Annotated in this window: 25 protein-coding genes; 18 read left to right on the top strand and 7 right to left on the bottom strand. The window is 55.4% G+C overall.

The features are described from left to right. Nucleotides 1-164 precede the first annotated feature (164 nt). From GGR91_RS10060 to GGR91_RS10105, 10 genes are all read left to right on the top strand, one after another. A complete protein-coding gene (locus GGR91_RS10060) occupies nt 165-998 on the top strand; it encodes a pyruvate, water dikinase regulatory protein (RefSeq protein WP_183942088.1) in 834 nt (277 codons plus the stop codon). Continuing rightward, nucleotides 995-1,591, top strand: a complete 597-nt coding sequence (locus tag GGR91_RS10065; RefSeq protein WP_183942089.1) for a Maf family protein — start codon at nt 995-997, stop codon at nt 1,589-1,591. Before GGR91_RS10060 ends, GGR91_RS10065 begins: the two co-directional genes overlap by 4 nt. Continuing rightward, nucleotides 1,588-2,397, top strand: a complete 810-nt coding sequence (gene aroE / locus GGR91_RS10070; RefSeq protein ID WP_183942090.1) for a shikimate dehydrogenase — start codon at nt 1,588-1,590, stop codon at nt 2,395-2,397. Before GGR91_RS10065 ends, aroE begins: the two co-directional genes overlap by 4 nt. Continuing rightward, complete coding sequence (coaE, locus tag GGR91_RS10075) at nt 2,394-2,993, top strand: dephospho-CoA kinase (RefSeq protein WP_183942091.1); 600 nt, start codon at nt 2,394-2,396, stop codon at nt 2,991-2,993. The genes aroE and coaE overlap by 4 nt, the downstream gene beginning before the upstream one ends. Before the next feature lie 31 nt (nt 2,994-3,024). Continuing rightward, the gene (gene dnaQ, locus GGR91_RS10080) at nt 3,025-3,732 is read left to right on the top strand and encodes a DNA polymerase III subunit epsilon (protein ID WP_183942092.1); all 708 of its coding nucleotides are present in this window, start codon (nt 3,025-3,027) and stop codon (nt 3,730-3,732) included. A 15-nt stretch (nt 3,733-3,747) separates the two neighbouring features. Then, nucleotides 3,748-4,323, top strand: a complete 576-nt coding sequence (hpf, locus tag GGR91_RS10085) for a ribosome hibernation-promoting factor, HPF/YfiA family (protein ID WP_183942093.1) — start codon at nt 3,748-3,750, stop codon at nt 4,321-4,323. 88 nt (nt 4,324-4,411) lie between these two features. Beyond that, a complete protein-coding gene (locus tag GGR91_RS10090) occupies nt 4,412-4,879 on the top strand; it encodes a PTS sugar transporter subunit IIA (protein ID WP_183942094.1) in 468 nt (155 codons plus the stop codon). Then, nucleotides 4,876-5,217, top strand: coding sequence for a DUF1491 family protein (locus GGR91_RS10095; RefSeq protein WP_246337165.1), 342 nt, complete (start codon nt 4,876-4,878; stop codon nt 5,215-5,217). Before GGR91_RS10090 ends, GGR91_RS10095 begins: the two co-directional genes overlap by 4 nt. Before the next feature lie 300 nt (nt 5,218-5,517). Beyond that, the gene (locus GGR91_RS10100; RefSeq protein WP_322788804.1) at nt 5,518-6,081 is read left to right on the top strand and encodes a cell wall hydrolase; all 564 of its coding nucleotides are present in this window, start codon (nt 5,518-5,520) and stop codon (nt 6,079-6,081) included. Between the two features lie 76 nt (nt 6,082-6,157). Continuing rightward, on the top strand, nt 6,158-6,643 hold the full coding sequence (locus GGR91_RS10105) for an MmcB family DNA repair protein (protein WP_183942096.1): 486 nt from the start codon (nt 6,158-6,160) through the stop codon (nt 6,641-6,643). Between the two features lie 12 nt (nt 6,644-6,655). Here the strand turns inward: GGR91_RS10105 and GGR91_RS10110 are convergent, their stop codons facing one another. From GGR91_RS10110 to GGR91_RS10120, 3 genes are all read right to left on the bottom strand, one after another. After that, nucleotides 6,656-8,590, bottom strand: a complete 1,935-nt coding sequence (locus GGR91_RS10110) for a DUF3604 domain-containing protein (RefSeq protein WP_246337166.1) — start codon at nt 8,588-8,590, stop codon at nt 6,656-6,658. A gap of 78 nt (nt 8,591-8,668) precedes the next feature. Next, nucleotides 8,669-9,460 carry a sterol desaturase family protein gene (locus GGR91_RS10115; RefSeq protein WP_183942097.1) on the bottom strand — a complete coding sequence of 264 codons (792 nt, stop codon included), beginning with the start codon at nt 9,458-9,460 and terminating at the stop codon, nt 8,669-8,671. A gap of 3 nt (nt 9,461-9,463) precedes the next feature. After that, nucleotides 9,464-10,558 (bottom strand): alkene reductase, encoded by a 1,095-nt coding sequence (locus tag GGR91_RS10120; protein ID WP_183942264.1) that lies wholly within the window; start codon nt 10,556-10,558, stop codon nt 9,464-9,466. 72 nt (nt 10,559-10,630) lie between these two features. Here GGR91_RS10120 and GGR91_RS10125 point away from each other — a divergent pair, with 72 nt between their 5' ends. The 7 genes from GGR91_RS10125 to GGR91_RS11660 are packed head-to-tail and all read left to right on the top strand — an operon-like array spanning nt 10,631 to nt 17,075. Further along, nucleotides 10,631-11,503 carry a DMT family transporter gene (locus GGR91_RS10125; RefSeq protein ID WP_183942098.1) on the top strand — a complete coding sequence of 291 codons (873 nt, stop codon included), beginning with the start codon at nt 10,631-10,633 and terminating at the stop codon, nt 11,501-11,503. Between the two features lie 38 nt (nt 11,504-11,541). Further along, nucleotides 11,542-12,210, top strand: coding sequence for a COQ9 family protein (locus GGR91_RS10130; protein ID WP_183942099.1), 669 nt, complete (start codon nt 11,542-11,544; stop codon nt 12,208-12,210). A 48-nt stretch (nt 12,211-12,258) separates the two neighbouring features. Next, the gene (locus GGR91_RS10135) at nt 12,259-12,501 is read left to right on the top strand and encodes a FeoA family protein (protein WP_183942100.1); all 243 of its coding nucleotides are present in this window, start codon (nt 12,259-12,261) and stop codon (nt 12,499-12,501) included. Then, complete coding sequence (gene feoB / locus GGR91_RS10140) at nt 12,498-14,351, top strand: ferrous iron transporter B (protein ID WP_183942101.1); 1,854 nt, start codon at nt 12,498-12,500, stop codon at nt 14,349-14,351. The genes GGR91_RS10135 and feoB overlap by 4 nt, the downstream gene beginning before the upstream one ends. A 36-nt stretch (nt 14,352-14,387) precedes the next feature. Beyond that, a complete protein-coding gene (gene ssb / locus GGR91_RS10145; protein ID WP_183942102.1) occupies nt 14,388-14,900 on the top strand; it encodes a single-stranded DNA-binding protein in 513 nt (170 codons plus the stop codon). 47 nt (nt 14,901-14,947) lie between these two features. After that, nucleotides 14,948-15,622: a TVP38/TMEM64 family protein gene (locus GGR91_RS11655; protein WP_246337167.1), complete on the top strand. Its 675-nt coding sequence runs from the start codon at nt 14,948-14,950 to the stop codon at nt 15,620-15,622. Continuing rightward, the gene (locus GGR91_RS11660) at nt 15,615-17,075 is read left to right on the top strand and encodes a dihydrolipoyl dehydrogenase family protein (RefSeq protein ID WP_322788805.1); all 1,461 of its coding nucleotides are present in this window, start codon (nt 15,615-15,617) and stop codon (nt 17,073-17,075) included. Before GGR91_RS11655 ends, GGR91_RS11660 begins: the two co-directional genes overlap by 8 nt. Here GGR91_RS11660 and GGR91_RS10155 read toward each other — a convergent pair. The 3 genes from GGR91_RS10155 to GGR91_RS10165 are packed head-to-tail and all read right to left on the bottom strand — an operon-like array spanning nt 17,072 to nt 18,735. After that, nucleotides 17,072-17,674, bottom strand: coding sequence for a CDP-alcohol phosphatidyltransferase family protein (locus tag GGR91_RS10155; protein WP_183942103.1), 603 nt, complete (start codon nt 17,672-17,674; stop codon nt 17,072-17,074). The genes GGR91_RS11660 and GGR91_RS10155 overlap by 4 nt on opposite strands. A 12-nt stretch (nt 17,675-17,686) precedes the next feature. Then, entirely contained in the window at nt 17,687-18,217 is a 531-nt protein-coding gene (locus GGR91_RS10160; protein WP_221204308.1) for a YceD family protein, read from the bottom strand. Beyond that, a complete protein-coding gene (locus GGR91_RS10165) occupies nt 18,211-18,735 on the bottom strand; it encodes a ubiquinol-cytochrome C chaperone family protein (RefSeq protein ID WP_183942104.1) in 525 nt (174 codons plus the stop codon). Before GGR91_RS10165 ends, GGR91_RS10160 begins: the two co-directional genes overlap by 7 nt. Nucleotides 18,736-18,849: 114 nt before the next feature. Here GGR91_RS10165 and GGR91_RS10170 point away from each other — a divergent pair, with 114 nt between their 5' ends. Beyond that, the gene (locus tag GGR91_RS10170; RefSeq protein ID WP_246337168.1) at nt 18,850-19,323 is read left to right on the top strand and encodes an outer membrane protein assembly factor BamE; all 474 of its coding nucleotides are present in this window, start codon (nt 18,850-18,852) and stop codon (nt 19,321-19,323) included. 61 nt (nt 19,324-19,384) lie between these two features. Here the strand turns inward: GGR91_RS10170 and GGR91_RS10175 are convergent, their stop codons facing one another. Continuing rightward, nucleotides 19,385-21,646: an NADP-dependent malic enzyme gene (locus GGR91_RS10175; RefSeq protein ID WP_183942106.1), complete on the bottom strand. Its 2,262-nt coding sequence runs from the start codon at nt 21,644-21,646 to the stop codon at nt 19,385-19,387. Between the last annotated feature and the right edge of the window lie 79 nt (nt 21,647-21,725).

A 21,725-nucleotide genomic window follows, 5' to 3' on the forward strand; every position in this document is an offset into this window, starting at 1 on the left:
AGTCGCAAATTCCATCCCCATTATTCACAGGCTGTGGATAGGCAATTGCCCCTGTGGACAGGCTGTGCCCGAATCGAGAGGTTATTCGGCGATAGTGGGGAAGATAGGGTGGGTGAAAACTTGTCCCTTGATTTATCCCCAGCCTACCAACAAGACTGTGAGTCATGAGCCAACGTTTTCATCTTCATCTGCTTTCGGACTCCACAGGCGAGACGCTTGAAAACATTGCGAAGGCTGCATTGGCGCAGTTTGATGGTGCCGAAAATGTCGTAAAGCATTTTTGGCCGATGGTCCGTTCGGAAAGCCATCTCGACCGAATTTTACGCGACGTCGCGACCAACCCAGGCCTTGTCCTGTTCACATTGGTCAATCGTGATACGCGGCGCAAGCTGGAAACACGATGTCGTGCGATGGGGTTGCCAGCGGTTGCCGCGCTTGATGCCGTGAGCGACGCTATGTCGAATATGCTTGGGCAAGAGGCAAAGGCGCGCCCGGGCCGGCAGCACGCGATGGACGCCGCCTATTTTGCCCGCGTCGATGCTATTCAATTTACGATTGCCCATGACGACGGCATCAATGCGCAAAATTGGGAAGAGGCGGATATCGTCCTTGCTGGCGTATCGCGGACATCCAAAACGCCAACGAGCATTTATCTGGCCAACCGCGGATATAAGACCGCCAACATCCCCATCGTCCCCGAAGCGCCGCCGCCACCGATATTGTTTCAGTTGAAACACCCGATGGTGATTGGCCTTGTCACCAGCGCCGAACGCTTGGTTCAGGTGCGGCGTAATCGGCTGCTTTCGTTGAATCAGTCGCCCGACACCGATTATGTTGATGAGGAAAAGGTAAAGGCGGAAGTCGCGCATGCACGGCGTATGTTTGCCGATAATGGCTGGCCTGTGCTGGATGTGACGCGGCGTTCGATTGAGGAAAGTGCCGCTGCGATCATCAATCTCTTCAATGAACGCGAACTGGCCGAGGCTGCAAAAATATGACCCTCATCCTCGCGTCACAAAGCGCCGGGCGGATCGCGATGTTGCGCGCTGTGGGTGTTGATGTTGAGCCTTGCCCTGCGCTGGTTGATGAAGACAGCATCAAAACGGCGCTTACGCAATCGGGCGCTAAACCACGCGATATTGCCGACGCACTTGCCGAAGCCAAGGCGCTCAAAATATCACGCAAACAACCGACGGCAATGGTACTTGGCGGTGACCAAATATTGGTGAGTGCCGACGGAAAAATCTTTGATAAGCCTGAAGATAAAGACGAAGCACGCGCACATCTGGCGGCATTGTCGGGCGCGTCGCACAGACTGATAAGTGCTGCGGTCATATGCGAACAAGGCAAGCCTGTCTGGCGGATTGTCGACAGCGCGCAGATGACGATGCGGACGCTCAGCGCCGCATTCATCGACCAATATGTCGACGCATATTGGGATGAAATACGGCATTGTGTGGGTTGCTATCGTATTGAAGCCGAAGGCGCGCAGTTGTTTGCCAGCGTAAGTGGCAGCCAATTCACGATAATTGGCATGCCTTTGCTTCCCATTCTTGACTATCTGCGGGTGAGAGGTCTTTTGCCGACATGACTATATATGCCGAAGTTATCGGGCACCCGATTTCACATTCTAAATCACCGCTCATCCACGGCCATTGGCTGCGGCTTTTGGGCATATCGGGGGCATATCGGGCGCATGAGGTGTTGCCTGAAAATCTGGAGCAATATTTTGCGACCCGCGCAGCCGATGCCAATTGGCGCGGATGCAACATCACCATACCCCACAAGATTGCGGCGCTGGATTTTGTAAATGACCCGGGGGACGTCCGCACGTCTATCGGTGCCATCAACACGGTATTTCGCAATGAATCGGGCGCCTTGGTTGCAACCAACACCGACGCAGGTGGCTTTTATGGTCCAATCGCAGATGTGCCTATCGCGGGTGAAACTGCCATCGTCATTGGTGCTGGCGGTGCCGCACGTGCGGTGCTTTTTGCTTTGGCTCAGGCAGATGTTGGCGAAGTTGTTTTGGTGGCGCGCAATGCGCTGAAGGCTGCTGGCTTGCTGGCCCATTTTGGCCTGAAGGGCAAAGTGATTGGATTTGACGCACGCCTGCCCGATGCTGCCTTGCTCGTGAACGCAAGCCCGCTGGGCATGGTCGGGCAAGAGGCGCTTGATATCGACTTGTCGCCTTTGCCCGAACATGCGCTGGTCTATGATCTGGTATATGCGCCCATTGAAACACCATTGCTAAAGGCTGCGCGCGCACGTGATTTGGAAACAGTCGACGGGCTTGAAATGCTTGTGGGTCAGGCCGCCATCGCCTTTGAATTATTCTTCGGTGTTGCCCCACCAGAAGAGGGCGAAGATGAACTGCGCGCGTTGCTGTTGAAATGAAAAAGCCGCTCATCATCGGTCTCACAGGATCCATCGGCATGGGCAAATCGGCCGTGGCGGCGATGTTCGCTGATGAAGGCGTTCCTGTTTTTGATGCCGATGCGGCTGTCCACGATATGCAAAAGGCAGGCGGCGAACTTGTTGCAGAGATTGAGGCTGCGTTTCCCGGAACAACCAGCGTCGATGGTGTCGACCGCAAAGCGTTGGGCGCTGCGGTTTTTGGCAATCGCGATCAGCTCGCAAAACTTGAATCGCTTATTCACCCTGCGGTGGCTGAACGCCGCAAAGCGTTTCTCGCCGGCCACAAAGACGCCGATATGGTCGTTTTCGATATACCGTTATTGTTTGAAAAGGGCGGACAAGCCGGCGTCGATGTGACGGTGGTGGTATCTGCGCCCGCGTCGGATCAACGCGCCCGTGTGCTGGCGCGCCCCGGCATGGTGCCCGAAAAATTCGAACAGATCTTAAAACTACAAATGGCGGATGCCGACAAGCGCGCACGTGCCGATTATGTCATTGATACCGGACAGGATATTGCAGCTACGCGCGAGGATGTACGCGCACTGGTCAAAAAGCTGCGCTTGGGTCTTGCATAAGGCGGCAAAGAGGCTCACATCTCATCATAGAATGCGTGAAATTATATTCGATACCGAAACGACTGGATTTGACCCCGCAACTGGGGATCGCATGGTCGAAATCGGCTGCATTGAAATGATCGGCCGGGTCATGACCGGCAATCACTATCACGCATATTTCAATCCGCTTCGTCCAATGCCCGCTGCCGCTGAACAAGTGCACGGGCTTTCCGACCGTTTTTTGTCGGACAAGCCTGTTTTTGCGGACAAAGCAGATGAATTGCTCGCGTTTCTGGGTGACAGCCCCTTGGTCGCGCATAATGCCAGTTTCGACTTCGGCTTTTTAAACCATGAATTGCAATATTGCGGACGCACCCCCGTTTCGATGGACCGCATGGTGGACACTGTCGCGCTGGCACGCGTTAAAAATCCCGGTGCCAAGCTGTCGCTGGATGCGTTGTGTTCGCGTTACGGCATCGACCGCAGCCACCGCGTCAAACATGGTGCGTTGTTGGACGCAGAGCTGCTGGCGCAATTATATATTGAGCTAACCGGTGGCCGTCAGATTGGTCTTGGCCTCGCCGATAATGACATTTCTGATACCGCTTTGGCTCAAATGGACGTGAACAGCGTTCAGATAACGAAAATTTGCCGGCCCGCGCGCGCGCATTCGGCTTCGACAGAAGAATTGGCGCGACATGCGGACTTTATAGCGAAGATTAAGGACGCGCTCTGGCTCCAGACGGGGTCATCGCTTTAACAAAGGAGACAGGCATTGGATATCAGGGTTTCAGGACATCAGGTCGACACCGGTGAAGCGCTCCAGACCCATGTGGAAACACGGCTTGGATCCATTGCTGAAAAATATTTCTCCAAAGCCTTATCTGCGCATTCTACATTTGGACGCGCGCCACATGATGGCTTCACCAGCGATATTGTGATGCATGTGATGCAGGGCCTTGTCCTGAAGGGACGGGGAGAGGCGCAGGACGCACATGTCGCTTTTGACCGTGCTGCCGAGCGTATTGAAAAGCAATTGCGTCGCTATATGCGCCGTCTGCAAGATCGCCATGTCCAGACGGCCTATGCGGTGGCGCAGGAAGAAGCGGCCTATACGGTATTTGACGGCAGCGATGGCGAACTGGAGACACCAGCCCCCGACGCACCAGTAATTGTCGCCGAGATGCGTACCGATATCCCTGAATCTACAGTGTCAGATGCTGTTATGTTGATGGATTTGCGCAATACGCCTGCGTTGTTATTCAAAAACACTGGAACTGGACGGCATAATATGGTTTACCGCCGCGAAGACGGCACGATCGGTTGGGTTGAACCAAAATCCGCGCCATAAATACCGGTCACATTCGTTTAGTTTTCTTTACCAATTCAAATATTTAGGGATTGTGCTGCTAGGTGAAGCAGGCGCATTTGAAAGAAATATGATAAGACTTTCTACAAGGCTCGTTGAAGGGGCCGTTGCTGCTAACATGGTATGTTCGGGCAAATCCGACCTTCTTGCGCGCCTATCGGTGATTGCAGCCGAGAATTATTTTCTCGATTCCCATGCGGTGCTTGAAGGCATGGTGGAGCGTGAGCGACTTGGCCCGACGGGTTTTGGTGGCGGTACCGCGATTCCCCATTGCAAGGTGTCGGGCATTGATATGCCCGTTGCCGTATTTGCCCGGCTTTCAAAGCCTGTGCCTTATGATGCCGTGGATGATGAGCCCGTGGACCTTGTCTGCGCGTTGATATCACCTGCGCAAGACGGTGCGTCGCATTTGCGCGCATTGGCCGAGGTTTCCCGCCTGTTTCGGGACGAGAAATTCCGTGCCCAGTTGCGCGGCGCAGCCGACTCGGCGGCCATGTTCGCCGTGCTGACCCTGTCCGAAGAGCGCGACGCTGCTTGATTGAACCGCGGCTTGCAACGGATGTGCAGATATCTGCCATGCGGCGGTTGGCAGAGGCTGACGGCGGTTTTGCGACAGTTTTAAAAAAGGGCGATGCTACGTCAGGCGCCATCCTGCTCATTGGGCAGATCCGCGGCGCAGAGCCGCGTTTGTATGACCGATATCCGTCATTGGACGGCAAAACCGCCTGGAAAAGCGTTGATTTGGCGGAAACAGGTGATGCTGCCATCCAAAATTATTGGCAAAAACGCTGCGCCCGCGACCCAGATTTGTGGGTTTTTGAACTGGATGTCGTATCCGCTGCACGGTTGGACGGACTATTGTCTGCGTTTAATTGACTTTGCTGCGGCGCATCATAAATGCGCGGCCATCGAGTAGCGAAGGTTGTCGAACGGGAACGCAATAGGGGTGACCAGACAAACACGCGAGTCGGACGCAACAAAAGACGAATAAAAACATATATATAGCATTTCGTCCGCTGTTGTTGCCGCTTTATTGTACGTTTAATGTTTAAATTTTTTCGGGCTGCTTCTGTTGCGGCCGTAACGTTTACCCTGGCTTCAGCGGTCATTGCCGCAGATGCCGGTTTCGCTTTTGGGAATACCCAAAGCACTGCCTTAAACGCGACCACCATATCAGTGGACGCTGCGCAAATCTCCGCTGATCAGGTCCAAGCAGACTTGGCAAAAAGCGGTAAGGTTACTGCGACCCTCGCCGACAATGGCGACATCATTTTCACTCCAGGCATCGGCGAATCTTCGAATATCGATGATAATGAAGCCATCGCGGCTTCGTCGCTATCCGACCTCGTGCGCCAACAAGACACCAACGAATCGCTGAGCGCTGAACAACGCTGCCTTGCGAGCGCAGTGTATTTCGAATCAAAGGGTGAATCACTCACCGGACAGCTTGCGGTTGCGCGTGTCGTCATGGCACGAGCCAAGTCCGGTCGTTTCCCCACCACATTATGCGGTGTGGTTTTCCAGAAAAGCCAATTTTCCTTTGTACGGGGCGGCGACATGCCACCAATATCCATTGGCAGTGCCCATTGGCGGAACGCTGTCGCGATCAGCAAGATCGCGCTGGACGACCGTTGGGCAAGTCCCGTTGAGGGCGCTTTATATTTTCACGCGCGGCATGTGTCGCCAGGCTGGCGCTTAACGCGCCTTGGCAGCGTCGATAATCATATTTTCTATCGCTAAACGCCAATGAAAGCTGACAATAAGGGCCCCGAAATGGGGCCTTTATTTTGTTCTACTTTCGTTCTATTTGTGCGCAATGGACGCACACACTTCAATATTGCCGATTGGGGCCCCATCGGTTGCCCGCGGAACATCACGGCTGTTTCTGCGCAACCAGATTATGGTTCAATCGGAGGTAAGCCTTCGCAATGGCCGGCGTGCAGACCTTATGGGGCTGACGACCAAAGGCGAAATCATCATCGTCGAAATCAAATGTTCACGCGCTGATCTTTTGGGTGACCAGAAATGGCCCGAATATCTGGAATATTGCGACCGGTTTTTTTGGGCTGTGCCGGCTGGGTTTGATATCGGACCATTGCATGGCGAGGCGTTTATGCCCGAACGGGCGGGGCTGATCATCGCCGATGCTTATGACGCCGAAATAGCCCGCCCGGCGGCGCTCGTCCCATTGGCCACCGCGCGGCGCAAAACCGAAACGCAACGGCTGGCACGGCTCGCCATGCGCCGCCTGATGGGGATTGCCGATCCTGACCCGATCCTTGCAGAAATCGAAGCGGAGTAAAGAAAGCCTAGCTTAGCTCTTCTTCGGATTAAACCAGATCGGCGAAGAATAAGCCCGCTCTTGTGCCTTCAACTCAGTACCAGGCAGCAGCTTTGCACCATAGCGCAAGGCATCGAACAGCACCCATCGCGGCGTCGGAATTTCAATCACGCGCACATAATAAAAAGCGCGGATGGAAGGGTTAAACTCAGGATCCGTCCATATCGTCCGCAGTTCCGGGTCACCAATGCTGTTGGTATAACTGGCCTTCGCGATATTGACGGTGTCGCCGACGGGCGTCAGCTTGCCATTGGCGCCTTTGGTGCGCTTGTCGGCGTCCGACCAGACAACATCAAAGACTTTTTCTTGAAGTGCGCCCGATGCGTTTACCCAGCCTTTGACGACCTGTACCCGATCAAGGTTGGCACCCATCGGATCTTTGAGTGCAGAAATCATGAATTTCGGCGCGCCGCGGCCGGGTTTTAAATCTGCGCCCATGGGCACACCGCGCGCATAGCCTGCTTTAACCCAGTCACGCGTGAATTCATTCTCGGTAAAGTCCCAACCGCCAAAGAAGCGCAATTTAATGCGTGGCCCCGTCGTGGCATAAACCTCACGCCGTGTCATGGCATCGAAAATGGCGGCGCGCGTGTTCGCCGTAGCCCAAACCGCGGCATATCCGCCGGCGAGATAATGCCAACCAATGCGGCCCTCACGGGTGCCCAGATTCTGGGCTTGGCTCGCGCGCTTCGCACTTGGTTCGACGCCTGCATGCTTTCCGAAGAAATTATTTTCATCGGCGGTGGCAAGGCCTGTGTGGCTGTCGGTTGAACCGATCACACCGAATTTATAGGGGTTCACGCCAGTGCGTGCCTCAATCGCAAGCCCTCGCTTCAAGGCCTCTCGAATATATTCGCCAGCATAATCCTGGTTTTTCTTTTTTATCTGCATGGTCAGGTTGCCGGTGTCCCAGCCTGCCGTACCAAAGCCTGCAAATTCGTCATTTGGCGACAGGAATGGATGCGACTCGCTATCACCCTTAATCTGGGTGATTTCAGTCACCGGTTCGCGTGCGGCCCGCCGCCGGGCATATGCAGCGGTCATTGGTCCGCCATCTGGGCCAACCAATTCAAACATCAGGCCATTGGAAAGGTTGCTGTTGTGCGGAATGGCCAACACCTTGCCACCCGTGACCTTTTCATAATTGTCCATATAGTCCCACAGCTGGCTGACAGGTGTGTCGCCTTGCCCCGGATCATATGGAAGAACCTTGTCGGTCCGGCTTTTGCCATCACGGAACATCACCACGCGGTGTAAATTGTTGCCGCCGGGCATCAGCGTATATTCAAAACCCATGAAGGCGGTGAACTTGCCCGGTTCATTATACCGCTCGACGAGGGAGCTGTGGCCTGTCCAGATGCTCGTCGACGTTTTTTTCTGCTTTACGGGGTCTGTCAGCGCCGCTGGCAACGCATTGCGGCCAACGCGATCGATCAGTTCTGCTGTAACGCGTTGCATGCCTTCCGGGCCCTTGTGCATTTCGTCATGCCAGCGTTTCAGGGTAGGGTCGCGGACAAGAAAGCCGGGTGCGTCATATAATGCTTTGGTCGCGCCCAAGCCGCCGGAGTGATCGGCAATCACCAGAAAGTCGAGTGGACGTTCCAGCTTTGCCTTCAGTCCGCCGGTCGAGGTGACTTCTTCACCGCGTGCAAAGCGCAGCGCATCTTCAGGTCCCAACTTTACGCCGAAACCAAAGGCGTCGATGGAATTTGCCGTATGCAAATGGGTGTCGCCCCATAACAGCTTATCAGCGGGACCCGAGGTCACTTCGCTATCGGATGCTGCTTGCGCGCTACGCGCGTCATCCATGATGCTTTTTTCGCGATATTGCTGCCAACCGTAGGTCAGTCCGGCGCCGACCGCGACAACAGCCACGGTGCCCAAAATGATGTTGCGCAATTTTGCCATGATATAATCTCCCCCAAACTCGAAAATGCGTCGGAAAACAGTGTAGGTCAAGTGCCGCGAAGCAATCGCAATATAACGTTACGTCATGGGCTGCTTCATGCTCCAGACAAATGCAGATGGTCGTTGATCGTCGAATTGGGATAGGCCGATTTTCTGATTTTCGGCACCGACCATGGATTCTGCACAATATGTCCCGAACAATCGGTCCCAGATCGACAAAGCAAAACCGAAATTACTTTTCTGTTCGGCAACAATCACGCTGTGGTGCACCAGATGCATGTCGGGCGTCACAAAAAATGTGCGCAACATCCGGTCGAGATACTTTGGTAGGCGGATGTTGCTGTGATTGAACAGCGCATTTGCGTTGAGCCACAATTCAAATGCCAGCGCCACGGCAAGCGGTACGCCCAACAGGGCGACCATTGCGGATTTATAGAATGTCGATACGATCAATTCGAACGGATGAAAGCGCAGCGCGGTGGTCACATCAAGATCGCGGTCGCTGTGGTGTACGGCGTGCATAGGCCAGAAAAATGCGAACCGGTGCATCGCAAAATGCTGCAGCCAGACGGCGAAATCGAGAACAACAAACGCCATCAAGGCTTGGGCCCAAAAGGGCCAGTTTAAGATGTGCAGCATTCCGAACCGGTGGGCGTCCGCCCATGTCGCCGCCACACCGATAACGACGAAAAACGACAGGATCCTGCCGACAACTGCGTTGGTTGCGAAGAATAAAGCATGCGTCCGCCACCGCGGATAGCGGCCCAAGACCAAGGCGCGGCGCGGCCAGATATATTCTGCGCCGGCCAACGCAAAAAGCAGCAAAGCGGGGATGGCTATTGCATATATGCCAAGCCCCGCTTCGATCATCTTTTATGCGTCCGCCGTTTCCAAGAACGGATAGTCGGTATATCCTTCTGCGCCGGGTGCGTACCATGTCTTGAAATTATCAGGGGTCAGTTCAGCCCCGGACCGCAGACGTTCAACCAGATCAGGGTTGCTGATATAGGGACGGCCAAAGCTGATCGCGTCAGCCAAACCAGATGCCAGATCTTCATCCGCCATTTCGCGCGTATATTCTTGGTTCAGCACCAACGGGCCTTTGAATATCTTGCGGATTTCAGGTGAAATGCGCGGCACATCGGATTGCCCGAAATTGCCATATGTCTTCAATTCACGCAGTTCCAAGAACGCGATGCCGATATCTTGCAACGCAGCCGCGGCAGCGGTGAACAGCGGCACTGGATTGCTGTCATTTGCACCCTGTGTTTCGCCATTGGGCGACAGGCGTACCGAGGTGCGTTCCGAACCAATGGCGTCGACCACCGCTTGGGTGACTTCGCGCAACAGGCGGATACGGTTTTCAATTGGGCCGCCATATTCATCGGTGCGCAAATTGGTGTTGTCGCGCAGGAATTGGTCAATCAAATAGCCATTGGCCGCGTGAATCTGAACGCCGTCAAAGCCGGCGGCCATCGCGTTTTTCGCAGCACTGACATAATCCGATATGATGCGGGGTATTTCCGATGCCTCAAGCGCGCGCGCTTCGGTATATTCTTTTTTGCCTTCCGCGGTGTGCGCATAACCCGGCGCAGTCGTTGCGGATGCGGATACAGGCTGTGCGCCGCCCAAGAAGTCCGGGTGGACAAGCCGTCCCATATGCCACAGCTGCAATATGATCCGGCCATCGGCCTTGTGCACCGCTTCGGTCACTGGCTTCCACGCCGCGATCTGGGCATCTGACCAGATACCGGGCGCCGACGGCCATCCAAGACCTTCTTGGCTAATGCCGGTCGCTTCAGCGATAATTAGGCCAGCCGTGCTGCGCTGGCTGTAATATTCCGCTTTCAAATCCGACATGGGAACATGCCCTTCCACACTGCGGCCGCGAGTCAGCGGCGCCATGAGGACTCGGTTGGGCGCGGTGATGGCGCCGAGTTGAATCGGATCAAACAAAGTTGCAGTCATGTAATATCCTGTCATTAAGCGTTTCTTTGCAGCCAAGATGCGGATTAAAGTTGCAAAATGCAACGGGGGTTTATGTCGCAGAAGATTTTACATCAGCAACCACCCAGCTTGCTTGCCTTTGCGGCATTGCTCGCGGGAAATATTGCGATCGCTTTTGGGCCATTGCTGGTGCGTTTTGCGGACAGCGGACCCATTGCGACCGGGTTCTGGCGACTGGCGCTGGCGACGCCATTTTTGTTTTTTGTCGGATATCGATTTGGTTTTCGTTTCTCGGCGCTTGGCAAATCAACAATCTGGCTTGCGACAATTGCGGGGCTGTTTTTCGGTGTTGATATCATCTTGTGGCATATTGGCATTTTCCAAACGAAAATGGCCAATGCGACATTATTTGCGAACTGCGCCAGCCTGATTCTTGTGGTTTACGGGATATTTGTCGCACGTAAAATGCCCAGCAAATGGGAGAGCGCAGCGGTGCTTTTTGCATTTGTGGGCGCTGCACTTTTAATGGGGCAAAGCCTTGATCTATCGCCACGGCATTTCCAGGGGGATATTTTATCGCTTGCTGCGGGCCTTACATACACGGTGTATCTGGTGCTCATGATGCGTGTGCGGCAGAATACAGAAAGCTGGGGCGCACTGGGCATGGCAAGCGCTGTTGCGGCGGTCATCTTGCTTACCGGGTCGATTGTCGCGGGGGAACAGGTTATTCCGACAGTGTGGTGGCCAGTTGTGTTGCTTGCATTTTCATCGCAGTTTTTCGGACAGGGGTGCCTAACTTATGCCTTGCCGCATTTCAGCCCGCTGGTGATTGGCTTGGCACTGTTGTTTCAGCCTGCACTGTCGGCTGCTGCTGGGTGGCTTGCCTTTGGTGAAACGCTGACCGCAATGGATTTTACCGGCAGCGCGCTGGTGATGATCGCGCTTGTCCTTGTGCGCAAGCAATAGACCTTTTCTTGAGGGCACCGAACGCCTACATATTGTTTATGTCCATATCACCGCTTCCTGCCGACCCGACGCTCGACGAAATTCGCACTGCGCTTGCCCCACTGATCGCGCGTAATGCGGGATTCGATGGCTGGTCTGATGCCGCTGTCCATGCGGCTGCTGATGAAGCTGGCGTGGACCGTGATGTCGCGAAACTTGCGTTCAAGGATAACGCCATCGACATGATTGATGCTTGGATCGACAGCATTGATTTGGAGCTTGCCCATCGTTTGCCGGCTGAAAAGCTTGCGGCGATGAAAATCCGTGATCGGATTACGGCATTGCTGGCAACGCGGCTGGAAATCATGGCGCCCGACCGCGAATCCCTGCGGCGCGCGATGGCGATCATGGCCATGCCGCAAAATCTGGTTCGCAGTGCAAAGATCGGCTGGCGATCTGCCGACCGGATGTGGCGTCTCGCCGGAGATACCGCGAGCGACTTCAACCATTATACCAAGCGCATGACGCTGTCGGCAGTGTATGCGAGCACGCTGAGTGTGTTCGTCAACGATGACAGCGACAACTTCGCCGATGCGCGCGCTTTCCTTGATCGTCGCATCGATAATGTGATGCAGTTTGAGAAGGTGAAGTTTCAGGCGAAACAGCGTCAGGACTATGTGCCAAGCCTTTCCCGTTTCATTGGCCGCCTGCGCTATCCGGCGCGTTAACGCAGATCGCTATTGATGTTATTGCGAATCGGTTGCAAATAAGCGCCCGTGCAGCTTGACCATCTTCCATTGAACCGCGCCGCGGTTATTCGGGCCATCGATTGGGATGTTTTGCCCGATCAGGAAGGACATCGTCTGCGTTCCCTTGGCTTTGAACCCGGGGTTACCATAGAGGCATTGCACAAAGGCATTTTGATGTGGCGTGACCCGCTTGCCGTGCGGGTTGGCCGAATGACCGTGGCCTTGCGCACCAATGTGGCTGCGGCCATTGATTGCGAGCTTAAGCCATGACGCAAATGCCGCCCCTCGTTGCCCTTGTCGGGAACCCCAATGCCGGGAAAAGTGCGTTGTTCAATGCGCTGACCGGCGCGCGGCAGAAGATTGCGAATTATCCCGGCGTCACGGTTGAGCGCAAATCAGGGCGGGCGACGTTTGACGACGGCCAACCCGTTGAAATGATCGACTTGCCGGGCGCCTATAGCCTTGATCCCGATAGCCTTGATGAAGCCGTCACCCGCGATGTCGTTTTGGGCAATCTGGAGGGCCATCGCCGCCCGGACGCGCTTGTGATCGTGCTGGATGCCGGCAACCTTGATAACCATCTGCGCTTTGCGCTTGAGCTGATTGCGCAAGGCCTGCCGACGGTGGTCGCGCTAAACATGGTCGATCTTGCCGAACGTGATGGCTTGCAACTGGACGCAGAAAAGCTCGCCCGCGCATTGGGTGTGCCCGTTATTGAAACGGTGGCGGTACGTCGTCGTGGTCTGGCGCCGTTGATGGCGGAGCTTGAACGCACACTTAAAGCGCCAAGACCTTCGGTCGAGCCAGTTGCGGTATCGTTCGGCGCGAAGAATCAGCAGGCACGCGACATTGCACGCTCGGTGATTGTCAGTGAGACCGCTGGTCGCCAGTGGACGCGCAGGCTCGATTCCGTATTGCTGCACCCGGTCGGCGGCGTGGTTATTTTGCTCGCTTTGTTGTTCCTCATGTTTCAGGCGGTGTACGGCTGGTCTGAGGCACCGATTGGTTGGATCGAAAGCGGCTTTGCCCTGTTAAGTGAAGCGATTACGGGCGCGTTGCCCGATGGATTATTCCGGTCATTCTTGACCGATGGCGTCATTGCGGGCGTCGGGTCGGTGGTCGTCTTCCTTCCGCAGATTTTGATCCTGTTCCTGTTCATTTTGCTGCTTGAAGCATCGGGTTATATGACGCGCGCTGCCTTCGTTATGGACCGGGTGATGGCGGCGGTGGGTCTTTCGGGGCACAGCTTCATTCCGCTTTTATCATCCTTCGCCTGCGCGATTCCAGGCATCATGGCGACGCGCACGATCATGGATCAGAAGGAACGGCTGGCGACCATATTGATCGCGCCGCTGATGACCTGTTCGGCGCGGCTGCCGGTATATACCGTCATCATTGGGGCATTCATTCCTTCAACCACTGTTGGACCGGGCATCGGCCTGCAGGGCCTTGTTCTCTTTGGCCTGTATATCGCAGGCATATTGGGTGCGATGCTGGCGGCGTCCGTCATCCAACGTTTTGTTACGCAAAGCCGGACGAGCAGCTTCCTGATCGAAATGCCGCGTTATCAATGGCCGCGCTTGCGGGATATTGCGCTGAGCCTGTGGCAGCGGGCATGGGTGTTTTTGCGCCGCGCGGGCACCATTATTTTTGCTGCGACCATCATATTGTGGGCGCTTTTAAGCTTTCCCAAAGCACCAGAGGGCAGCGGCATTTCGCAAGTGGAATATTCGGTCGCTGGCCGCATTGCCGACGGGCTTGAACCGATTGTCCGGCCGATTGGCTTCAATCATGACATTGCGCTCGCGCTCATTCCCGCGATGGCTGCGCGCGAAGTGGCCGTCTCTGCCTTGGCGACAGTCTACGCTATTGACGCCGCGGATGAAGATGTGGCGGCGTCTAGTCTTGGTCCCAAGCTGGCGGCGGACTGGTCACTTGCGACAGCCTTGGCCTTTCTTGCATGGTTCGTCTTCGCGCCGCAGTGCATTTCCACCATCGCGGTGACGCGCCGTGAAACCAATGGATGGAAATGGCCGATCTTCATGGTCACCTATCTTTTTGCGCTGGCATATGCCGCCGCTGGCATAACATATTGGACAGCGCGGTCCTTCGGCTTATAGCAAGTTCACAAGATCATTTGATTAGAGGGCAGGAACATGGCGGGAAGCGTCAATAAAGTTATCATCGTGGGCAATTTGGGTGCGGATCCCGAAGTCAAATCCTTCCAGAATGGTGGGCGCATTTGCAATCTGCGGATCGCGACGTCGGAAGACTGGAAAGACCGCACCACGGGCGAGAAAAAAGAACGCACTGAATGGCATAGCGTCGTGTTGAACTCCGACGGTCTTGTGGGCGTGGCCGAACGTTTCCTGAAAAAAGGCAGCAAGGTTTACATCGAAGGCCAATTGCGCACCCGCAAATGGCAGGATGCTTCGGGTAACGACCGCTACACAACCGAAGTGTCGGTTGCAGGCTTTGATGGCAAGCTGGTCATGCTGGATGGTCCCAAGGGCGGATCAGGCGGCGGCGATGGCTGGAGCGGCGGTTCCTCGGGCGGTTCCTCGGGCGGATCGTCCGGCGGTAACAATTGGGGCGCCGGCGGCGGAAGTGCTTCTGGCTTTGGCGGCGGCGATTTCGACAATGATCTCGACGACGACGTACCGTTTTGATCGCTAGCCAGCGGCCAATAGCAATAACAGATTGAACAGGGGCCAAAATGAAAAAAGCAGTTTTGGCTCTTGTCCTGATTGGCGCGATTGCGGCCTATTTTATTTTTGATTTGGGCCAATATTTAAGCCTCGATAATTTCAAAGCCAGTCAGGCAGACATTGTCGCGGCAAAGGATGCATACCCGGCTTTGTATATCGCCGGGTTTTTCCTCCTTTATGTCGCGGTGACGGGATTATCGATTCCGGGCGCTGCAATCATGAGCTTGGTCGCCGGCGCTTTGTTTGGCGTTGTCATTGGCACGCTGATTGTATCCTTTGCATCAACGATGGGCGCAACATTGGCGTTTCTCAGTTCACGTTATGTGCTGCGTGATTGGGTGCAGGGCAAATTCGGCGAACGCTTGCGCGCGGTTGATGACGGGCTTGAAAAAGATGGCGCATTTTATTTGTTCACGCTGCGTTTGATTCCGGTATTTCCGTTCTTCGTCATCAATCTGCTGATGGGTTTGACGCGGATTAAAACCGGCACATTCTTTTGGGTCAGCCAGATCGGCATGTTGCCCGCGACAATCGTGTTCGTGAATGCAGGCACCCAGATCAGCCGCATAGAAAGCACCGCCGGCTTGTTGTCGCCCACACTCATTGCCTCATTTGTGGCGCTCGCGTTCTTCCCCTGGGCGGCAAAGGGCATTGTAGCGATTGTAAAGCGCAGCCGTGGCTAAACGTTGGCAAAAGCCGAAGCGGTTTGACCGCAACCTCATTGTCATTGGTGCCGGATCGGCGGGCTTGGTCTCGGCCTACATCGCGGCAATGGTCCAAGCGAAAGTGACCTTGGTCGAAGCGCATGACATGGGGGGTGATTGCCTGAACACCGGATGCGTCCCGTCCAAGGCGCTCATCAAAAGCGCAAAGGTTGCGCATCAGGTTGCGGACTCGCCCCGCTTTGGCATTCAGAGCGGCGCACCCGTCATCGACTTCCCTGCGGTCATGCGCCGCGTTCGCGATGTCATTACCGCGATTGAACCACATGATAGCGTTGAACGCTTCACCGGTCTCGGCGTCGATTGCGTAAAGGGCTATGCGCGCTTTATCGATCCGTGGACCATCGAGATTGATGACGCACGCCAGTTAACCGCCAAATCCTTCATCATCGCCACGGGCGCAGCGCCATTCATCCCGCCGCTGCCGGGTGTGGAGGATAGCGGCTATCTGACCAGCGAGAGTTTGTGGGATGTCATGGCGGATCGGCCCAGTGCGCCCGCCCGTCTGGTGATTTTGGGTGGCGGTCCCATTGGCTGCGAACTCGCACAGGCATTCCAGCGTTTGGGGTCAAAAGTGACGATCGTCGAAATGGCGGATCGGTTGCTGCTGAAAGAGGATGCCGATGCCGCTGCATTGGTGACCGCACGATTGCAGGCAGAAGGCGTGACCATTCACACCGCCCACCGCGCACTGCGGTTCTCGTCTGGAAAAACTCTGGTCGTAGAAGGGCCGCAGGGTGAAAAATCGATAGCCTATGATGACATCATCATCGCCGTCGGTCGCAAGCCGCGTGTGTCCGGCTTTGGTCTTGAAGAATTGGGGTTGGTTGTCGATGGCCAGCTTGAGAATGATGATTTTCTGCGCACGAACATGCCGCACATATATTGTGCGGGCGACGTTGCCGGACGCCAGCAGCTGACGCACGGCGGCAGTCATGAGGCATGGTATGCCAGCGTTAATGCACTGGCGCGGCCGTTCAAAAAATACCGCACCGATTACCGCGTTTTACCGCGTGTCACCTATACCGAACCCGAATTGGCGAGCGTTGGCCTGACCGAAGCGGAGGCGCGCGCGCAAGGCTTGTCGTTCGATGTCACGCGCTACGACCTTGATGATCTCGACCGGGCGATTGCCGAAAGCGAAGCCCATGGCTTTGTCAAAATTCTGACCGCCAAAGGCAGTGACCGCATTTTAGGCGCAACGATTATTGGGCAGAATGCGGGCGAAATTCTCGCCGAAGTCACCTTCGCGATGAAGCATAAAATGGGGCTGCGTAAAATCCTGCAGACCATCCACCCCTACCCAACATGGGCTGAGGCCAACAAATATGCTGCGGGTCAGTTTGGGTTGGCGCGCAAACCCGAAGCTTTGCTGAAATGGGCCGAGCGTTGGTTCCGCTGGCAGCGGGGTTAGCTGAAGCTTTTGGCCGCGAACGCAACGCGCTGGGCAACGGTCAACACACACAAAGCGGCAAATATTGCCGCCAATGTCGGGAAAAATGCCGGGAACAGGCAGAACAGCAAAAAGAATGCGATGGTTTCCCCGCCCTCCATCAACCCGGTGGAATAGATAAATGCTTTGGGGCCGTGGGCACCGTCATCATCATTGCGGCGCGCGGCGATTGCCGCATATCCGAGAAAGCTGACTGCTGTCAGGGTGAAGCTGCCGACTAGTGCGAGCGCAGGCATTTGATTGTCAGCGCTTATTATGCCGAACGCGACCGGGACGGAAACGTAGAACAGAAAGTCACACAGCGAATCCAAATATCCGCCAAAGTCCGTCGGTCCGTTGATTCGGGCAATCGCGCCATCAAGGCCGTCAAAAAGGCGATTGAGGACGATGCACAATAATGCAGCCGTATAATCCGCCTGCGTGATGAAAAACGCGGCGCCCAGTCCGATGGCAGCACCGGTGATGGTCAGCGTATTGGCCGAAAACCGCGCGGCTGCCAGCACGCGCGCTATCCGGAACAGCGCCGGGTCGACCAGTCGGCGCAGCGCCACATCAAACATGGCGTACCACCATCATTTTTTCGCCAGCAAGTCCTTTAGTCCGGCGAGCGCACCCACTGGAGCGACGTCTTCTTCGCTTTTGACACCCGCAGCCCGCAAAATTTTCTCTGCCTCGGGGCTGCGCGGATAGGGATTGAGCGCGAGACCCATTGACTGGGCAACAGCCTCACCCAAATCAATGGTCTGGCCATCGTGGAACATCGTGTCGCAATCTTCGGGTGCGAGTTCGAGTTCCACTTCGCCATTTGATGTGGGTTCGGCAATAAATTGGATATGGATGGCCTCGTCCAATTTCGCAGGAACGGGATCATGCGTTGCGATGCAAAATTGTGCGAGACTGGCCGTAAAGCGTCCGGTTGCAATCACGGCGTCCGCTTCATGCTTCAACGAAATTTCAGCCTCAAGATTGTCCAGCGCCGCCAGATCAAACCGCGCCATCAGGCCATTACGCGCTGCCTCATCCGCCGAAAGCCGCAGGTTGCGGCTGTGGTTTCCTACTTCGGATATCTTGACGACATGGCTGAACTCGTTGGTGGTCACCACTTTGCTTCACCTTCAACGATCATATCGGGCAATTGCGCCCCCAATGCACGTTCGACATCCAACAAAGCTTGGCGGGTATGCGCAAGCGCGCCAGCTTCAGGGCCAACACCCCGGTAAATGTTGCGCACAATTGCTTCATCAAGCTCCGCCGTATCGGACAAAGCCGAGCGTAGCGCACCGAGGCGGCCGCCGACCGCGCTCATAATCTGGCCGATATGTTTGCCAACAATCATATCGCCAATGCCAACTTCGCGTAGCTGCCCATCCATATCGTCGACAAACACTTCGGTAAGGCGCGCCATGTCGAGTGCGCAATCACCGCTGTCCTCAAGCCGCAGAAGAACCAGCGACAATATAGAGGCAACCATATCGAAGCGTCCGTCAATGCTGTCCGGCACCTGGCCTTCGATATACCAATGCGGCTCACGCGCTTTGGCCACGATCTGATTGTACAACGGAATCAGCTTAAGCTTGGGGTCGGGTTCCCCTTTCCCGAAAAGTCTTTTCAATAATGTCATTTTGACGCGTTTTCATCCTTACTCATCGGGCATTCATCTGGGATTGCATATTGATATTGCGCCTTAAGGATGCAATGGCAAAGGCCCAACTTTAGTGGATTAGCGGAGAAGTTTATGCGCGCGACGCAAATTGCAGGTTTTGCAGCATTATTGGCCGCGATGACATTGGCGTCTGGCTGCACCCGCCTTCGTTCGCATCAGGGCTATATTGGTGACCAGACCCTGCTGAACGCTATCCAACCCGGTGTAGACAATAAGGAATCGGTTCAGGCATCGCTTGGCCGCCCGACATTTGTGGGTCAGTTCGATCAAAACGACTGGTATTATTATTCACGCGACGCAAAGCAGCTGGCGTTCTCGCAGCCAAAGGCAGACACCCAATATGTGCTGAAGGTCCGGTTTGACCCAGCCGGAAATGTCGCATCGGTTGCGCAAACGGGCAAAGAACTTATTGCGAAAATCAGCCCTGAAGGCGACAAAACGCCAACACTTGGCCGCAACACCAGCTTCTTTGAAGAAATCTTCGGCAATATCGGTTCTGTCGGCGCAGGCACTGGTCAAGGCTCAACGCCGAACAGCCCGAACTGATTCTGGCTTAACGTCACGATATTGGAAAAGGCGGGGACCATCGCCCCTGCTTTCCTGTCGCTTATTCAGTGACACCTGCCGCAGCAAGTACGGCCAAGGTCACCAAGTCGCTGGTGCTTGATGCCATAGTGGCCACCTGTACCTGACGCTCGATACCCAGCAGCATGGGTCCGATGACTTGGTCCCCGCCCAATTCGCGCAATAGCTTTGCCGACAGGTTTGCCGATTGCAGACCGGGCATGACAAGCACGTTGGCTGGCCCGGACAAACGGCAGAACGGATAGTTTTTCATCAACGCTGGGTTGAGCGCAACATCCGGCGGCATGTCGCCTTCATATTCGAAGTCGGGGCGGCGGGCATCCAATATGGCAACGGCATCGCGGATGTTATTGAGCCAGTTTCCAGCTGGGTTGCCGAAGGTCGAGAATGACAGGAACGCAACGCGTGGAACATGGCCCATGCGGCGGGCAACGCCAGCGGTTTTCTCGGCAATATGGGCGAGTTCTTCTGCCGATGGACGCTCATTGACCGTGGTGTCGGCGATAAATACCGTATGTGTTTTTCCGACCATGACGTGAATGCCAAACGGTGTCGCATCCTTCTTTGCATCAAGCACCCGGCGCAACTCGCGCAGGGTTTGTCCAAAGGTACGGGTCACGCCCGTGATCATCGCGTCGGCTTGGTCCATCTGAAGCAGCAGTGCGCCAAAGATGTTGCGGTCGCGGTTGACCATCCGCTGGATGTCGCGGCGCAGATAACCGCGACGTTGCAAGCGGTTATACAGCCGGTCGACCATTTTCTCGACCAGTGGACTTTGGACGCTGTTATGGATTTCATACTCGTCCGGATTGGCGCCGAGTCCGATTAGCTTTTCAGTGACGCGCGCATCGCGTCCGATCAGCACGGGAACGCCATAGCCATCTTGCTTGAACTGAACGGCGGCGCGCAAAACGACGTCTTCTTCAGCTTCGGCAAAAATGACACGCTTTGGTTTTGCCCGTGCCGCTTCATAAACTTGGGTCAGAACGGATGTTGTCGGGTTTTGACGCGCGCGCAGACTTGCACGGTAGGCGTTCATATCCGCAATCGGTTTTTGCGCGACGCCCGAATCCATTGCTGCCTTTGCCACGGCCGAGGCGACGATTTCCATGAGGCGCGGGTCAAATGGCGACGGGATGATATAATCCCGTCCGAATTTGTGCATCATGCCGCCATAGGCAGCCGCCACTTCTTCGGGCACGGTTTCGCGCGCCAATTGTGCCAAGGCATGCGATGCCGCAATCTTCATGGGTTCGTTGATCGTCGTGGCGCGCACGTCGAGCGCCCCGCGAAACAGGAATGGAAAACACAGGACATTGTTGACCTGATTTGGAAAATCAGACCGTCCCGTCGCAATGATCGCATCGGGCCGCGCCGCGCGCGCCACAGGTGGCGAGATTTCGGGATCCGGGTTCGCCATGGCGAAGATGATTGGCTCAGGGGCCATCGACTTCACCATATCGGCGCTCAACGCATTGGCGGCGGAAAGGCCAAGGAACACATCTGCGCCGACAATGGCTTCCGCCAGATTGCGCGCGGTTGTTTTTGCCGCATGCGCCGATTTCCACTGGTCCATGCCTTCCGTACGGCCCTGATAAATCACGCCGGAACGGTCGCACATAATGACATTATCGTGCGGAACGCCCATGGCTTTGATCAGCTCGGTGCAGGCAATCGCCGCTGCGCCTGCGCCATTGCAGACAATCTTTATGTCTTTCAGCGAACGGCCCGTAAGCTCGCACGCATTGATCAATCCTGCCGCCGCGATGATCGCGGTGCCGTGCTGGTCATCATGAAAGACGGGAATATTCATCCGTTCTTTCAACGTCTGTTCAATGATGAAGCAATCAGGCGCGGCGATATCTTCCAGATTGATGCCGCCAAATGTCGGTTCAAGAAGTTCGACCGCGTCAATGAAACGCTGCGCATCTTCGGTCTTCACTTCGATATCGATCGAGTCGACATCGGCGAAGCGTTTGAACAGCACCGCTTTGCCTTCCATCACGGGCTTGGATGCCAATGCACCCAAATTGCCCATGCCAAGGATCGCTGTACCATTTGAGATAACCGCGACGAGATTACCCTTCGCAGTATAATCATAGGCCGTTGCCGGGTCGTCATAAATAGCCTGCACCGGCACAGCGACACCCGGTGAATATGCGAGCGACAAATCGCGTTGTGTGGCCATTGGCTTGGTCGCCACGATTTCGATTTTCCCTGGACGACCTTGGGAATGAAAATCCAAAGCTTCCTGAGCTGTAATCTGTACGTCGCTATCGTTCATTTTGGGGCCTGACCGTATTTTATAATTTAAACTGCCCTAACGTGGTGGTGCCGCTAGGGCAAGCATTGCCCCGCAGGAA

The organism is Sphingorhabdus rigui, assembly GCF_014196595.1.
Lineage (GTDB): Bacteria > Pseudomonadota > Alphaproteobacteria > Sphingomonadales > Sphingomonadaceae > Sphingorhabdus_B > Sphingorhabdus_B rigui.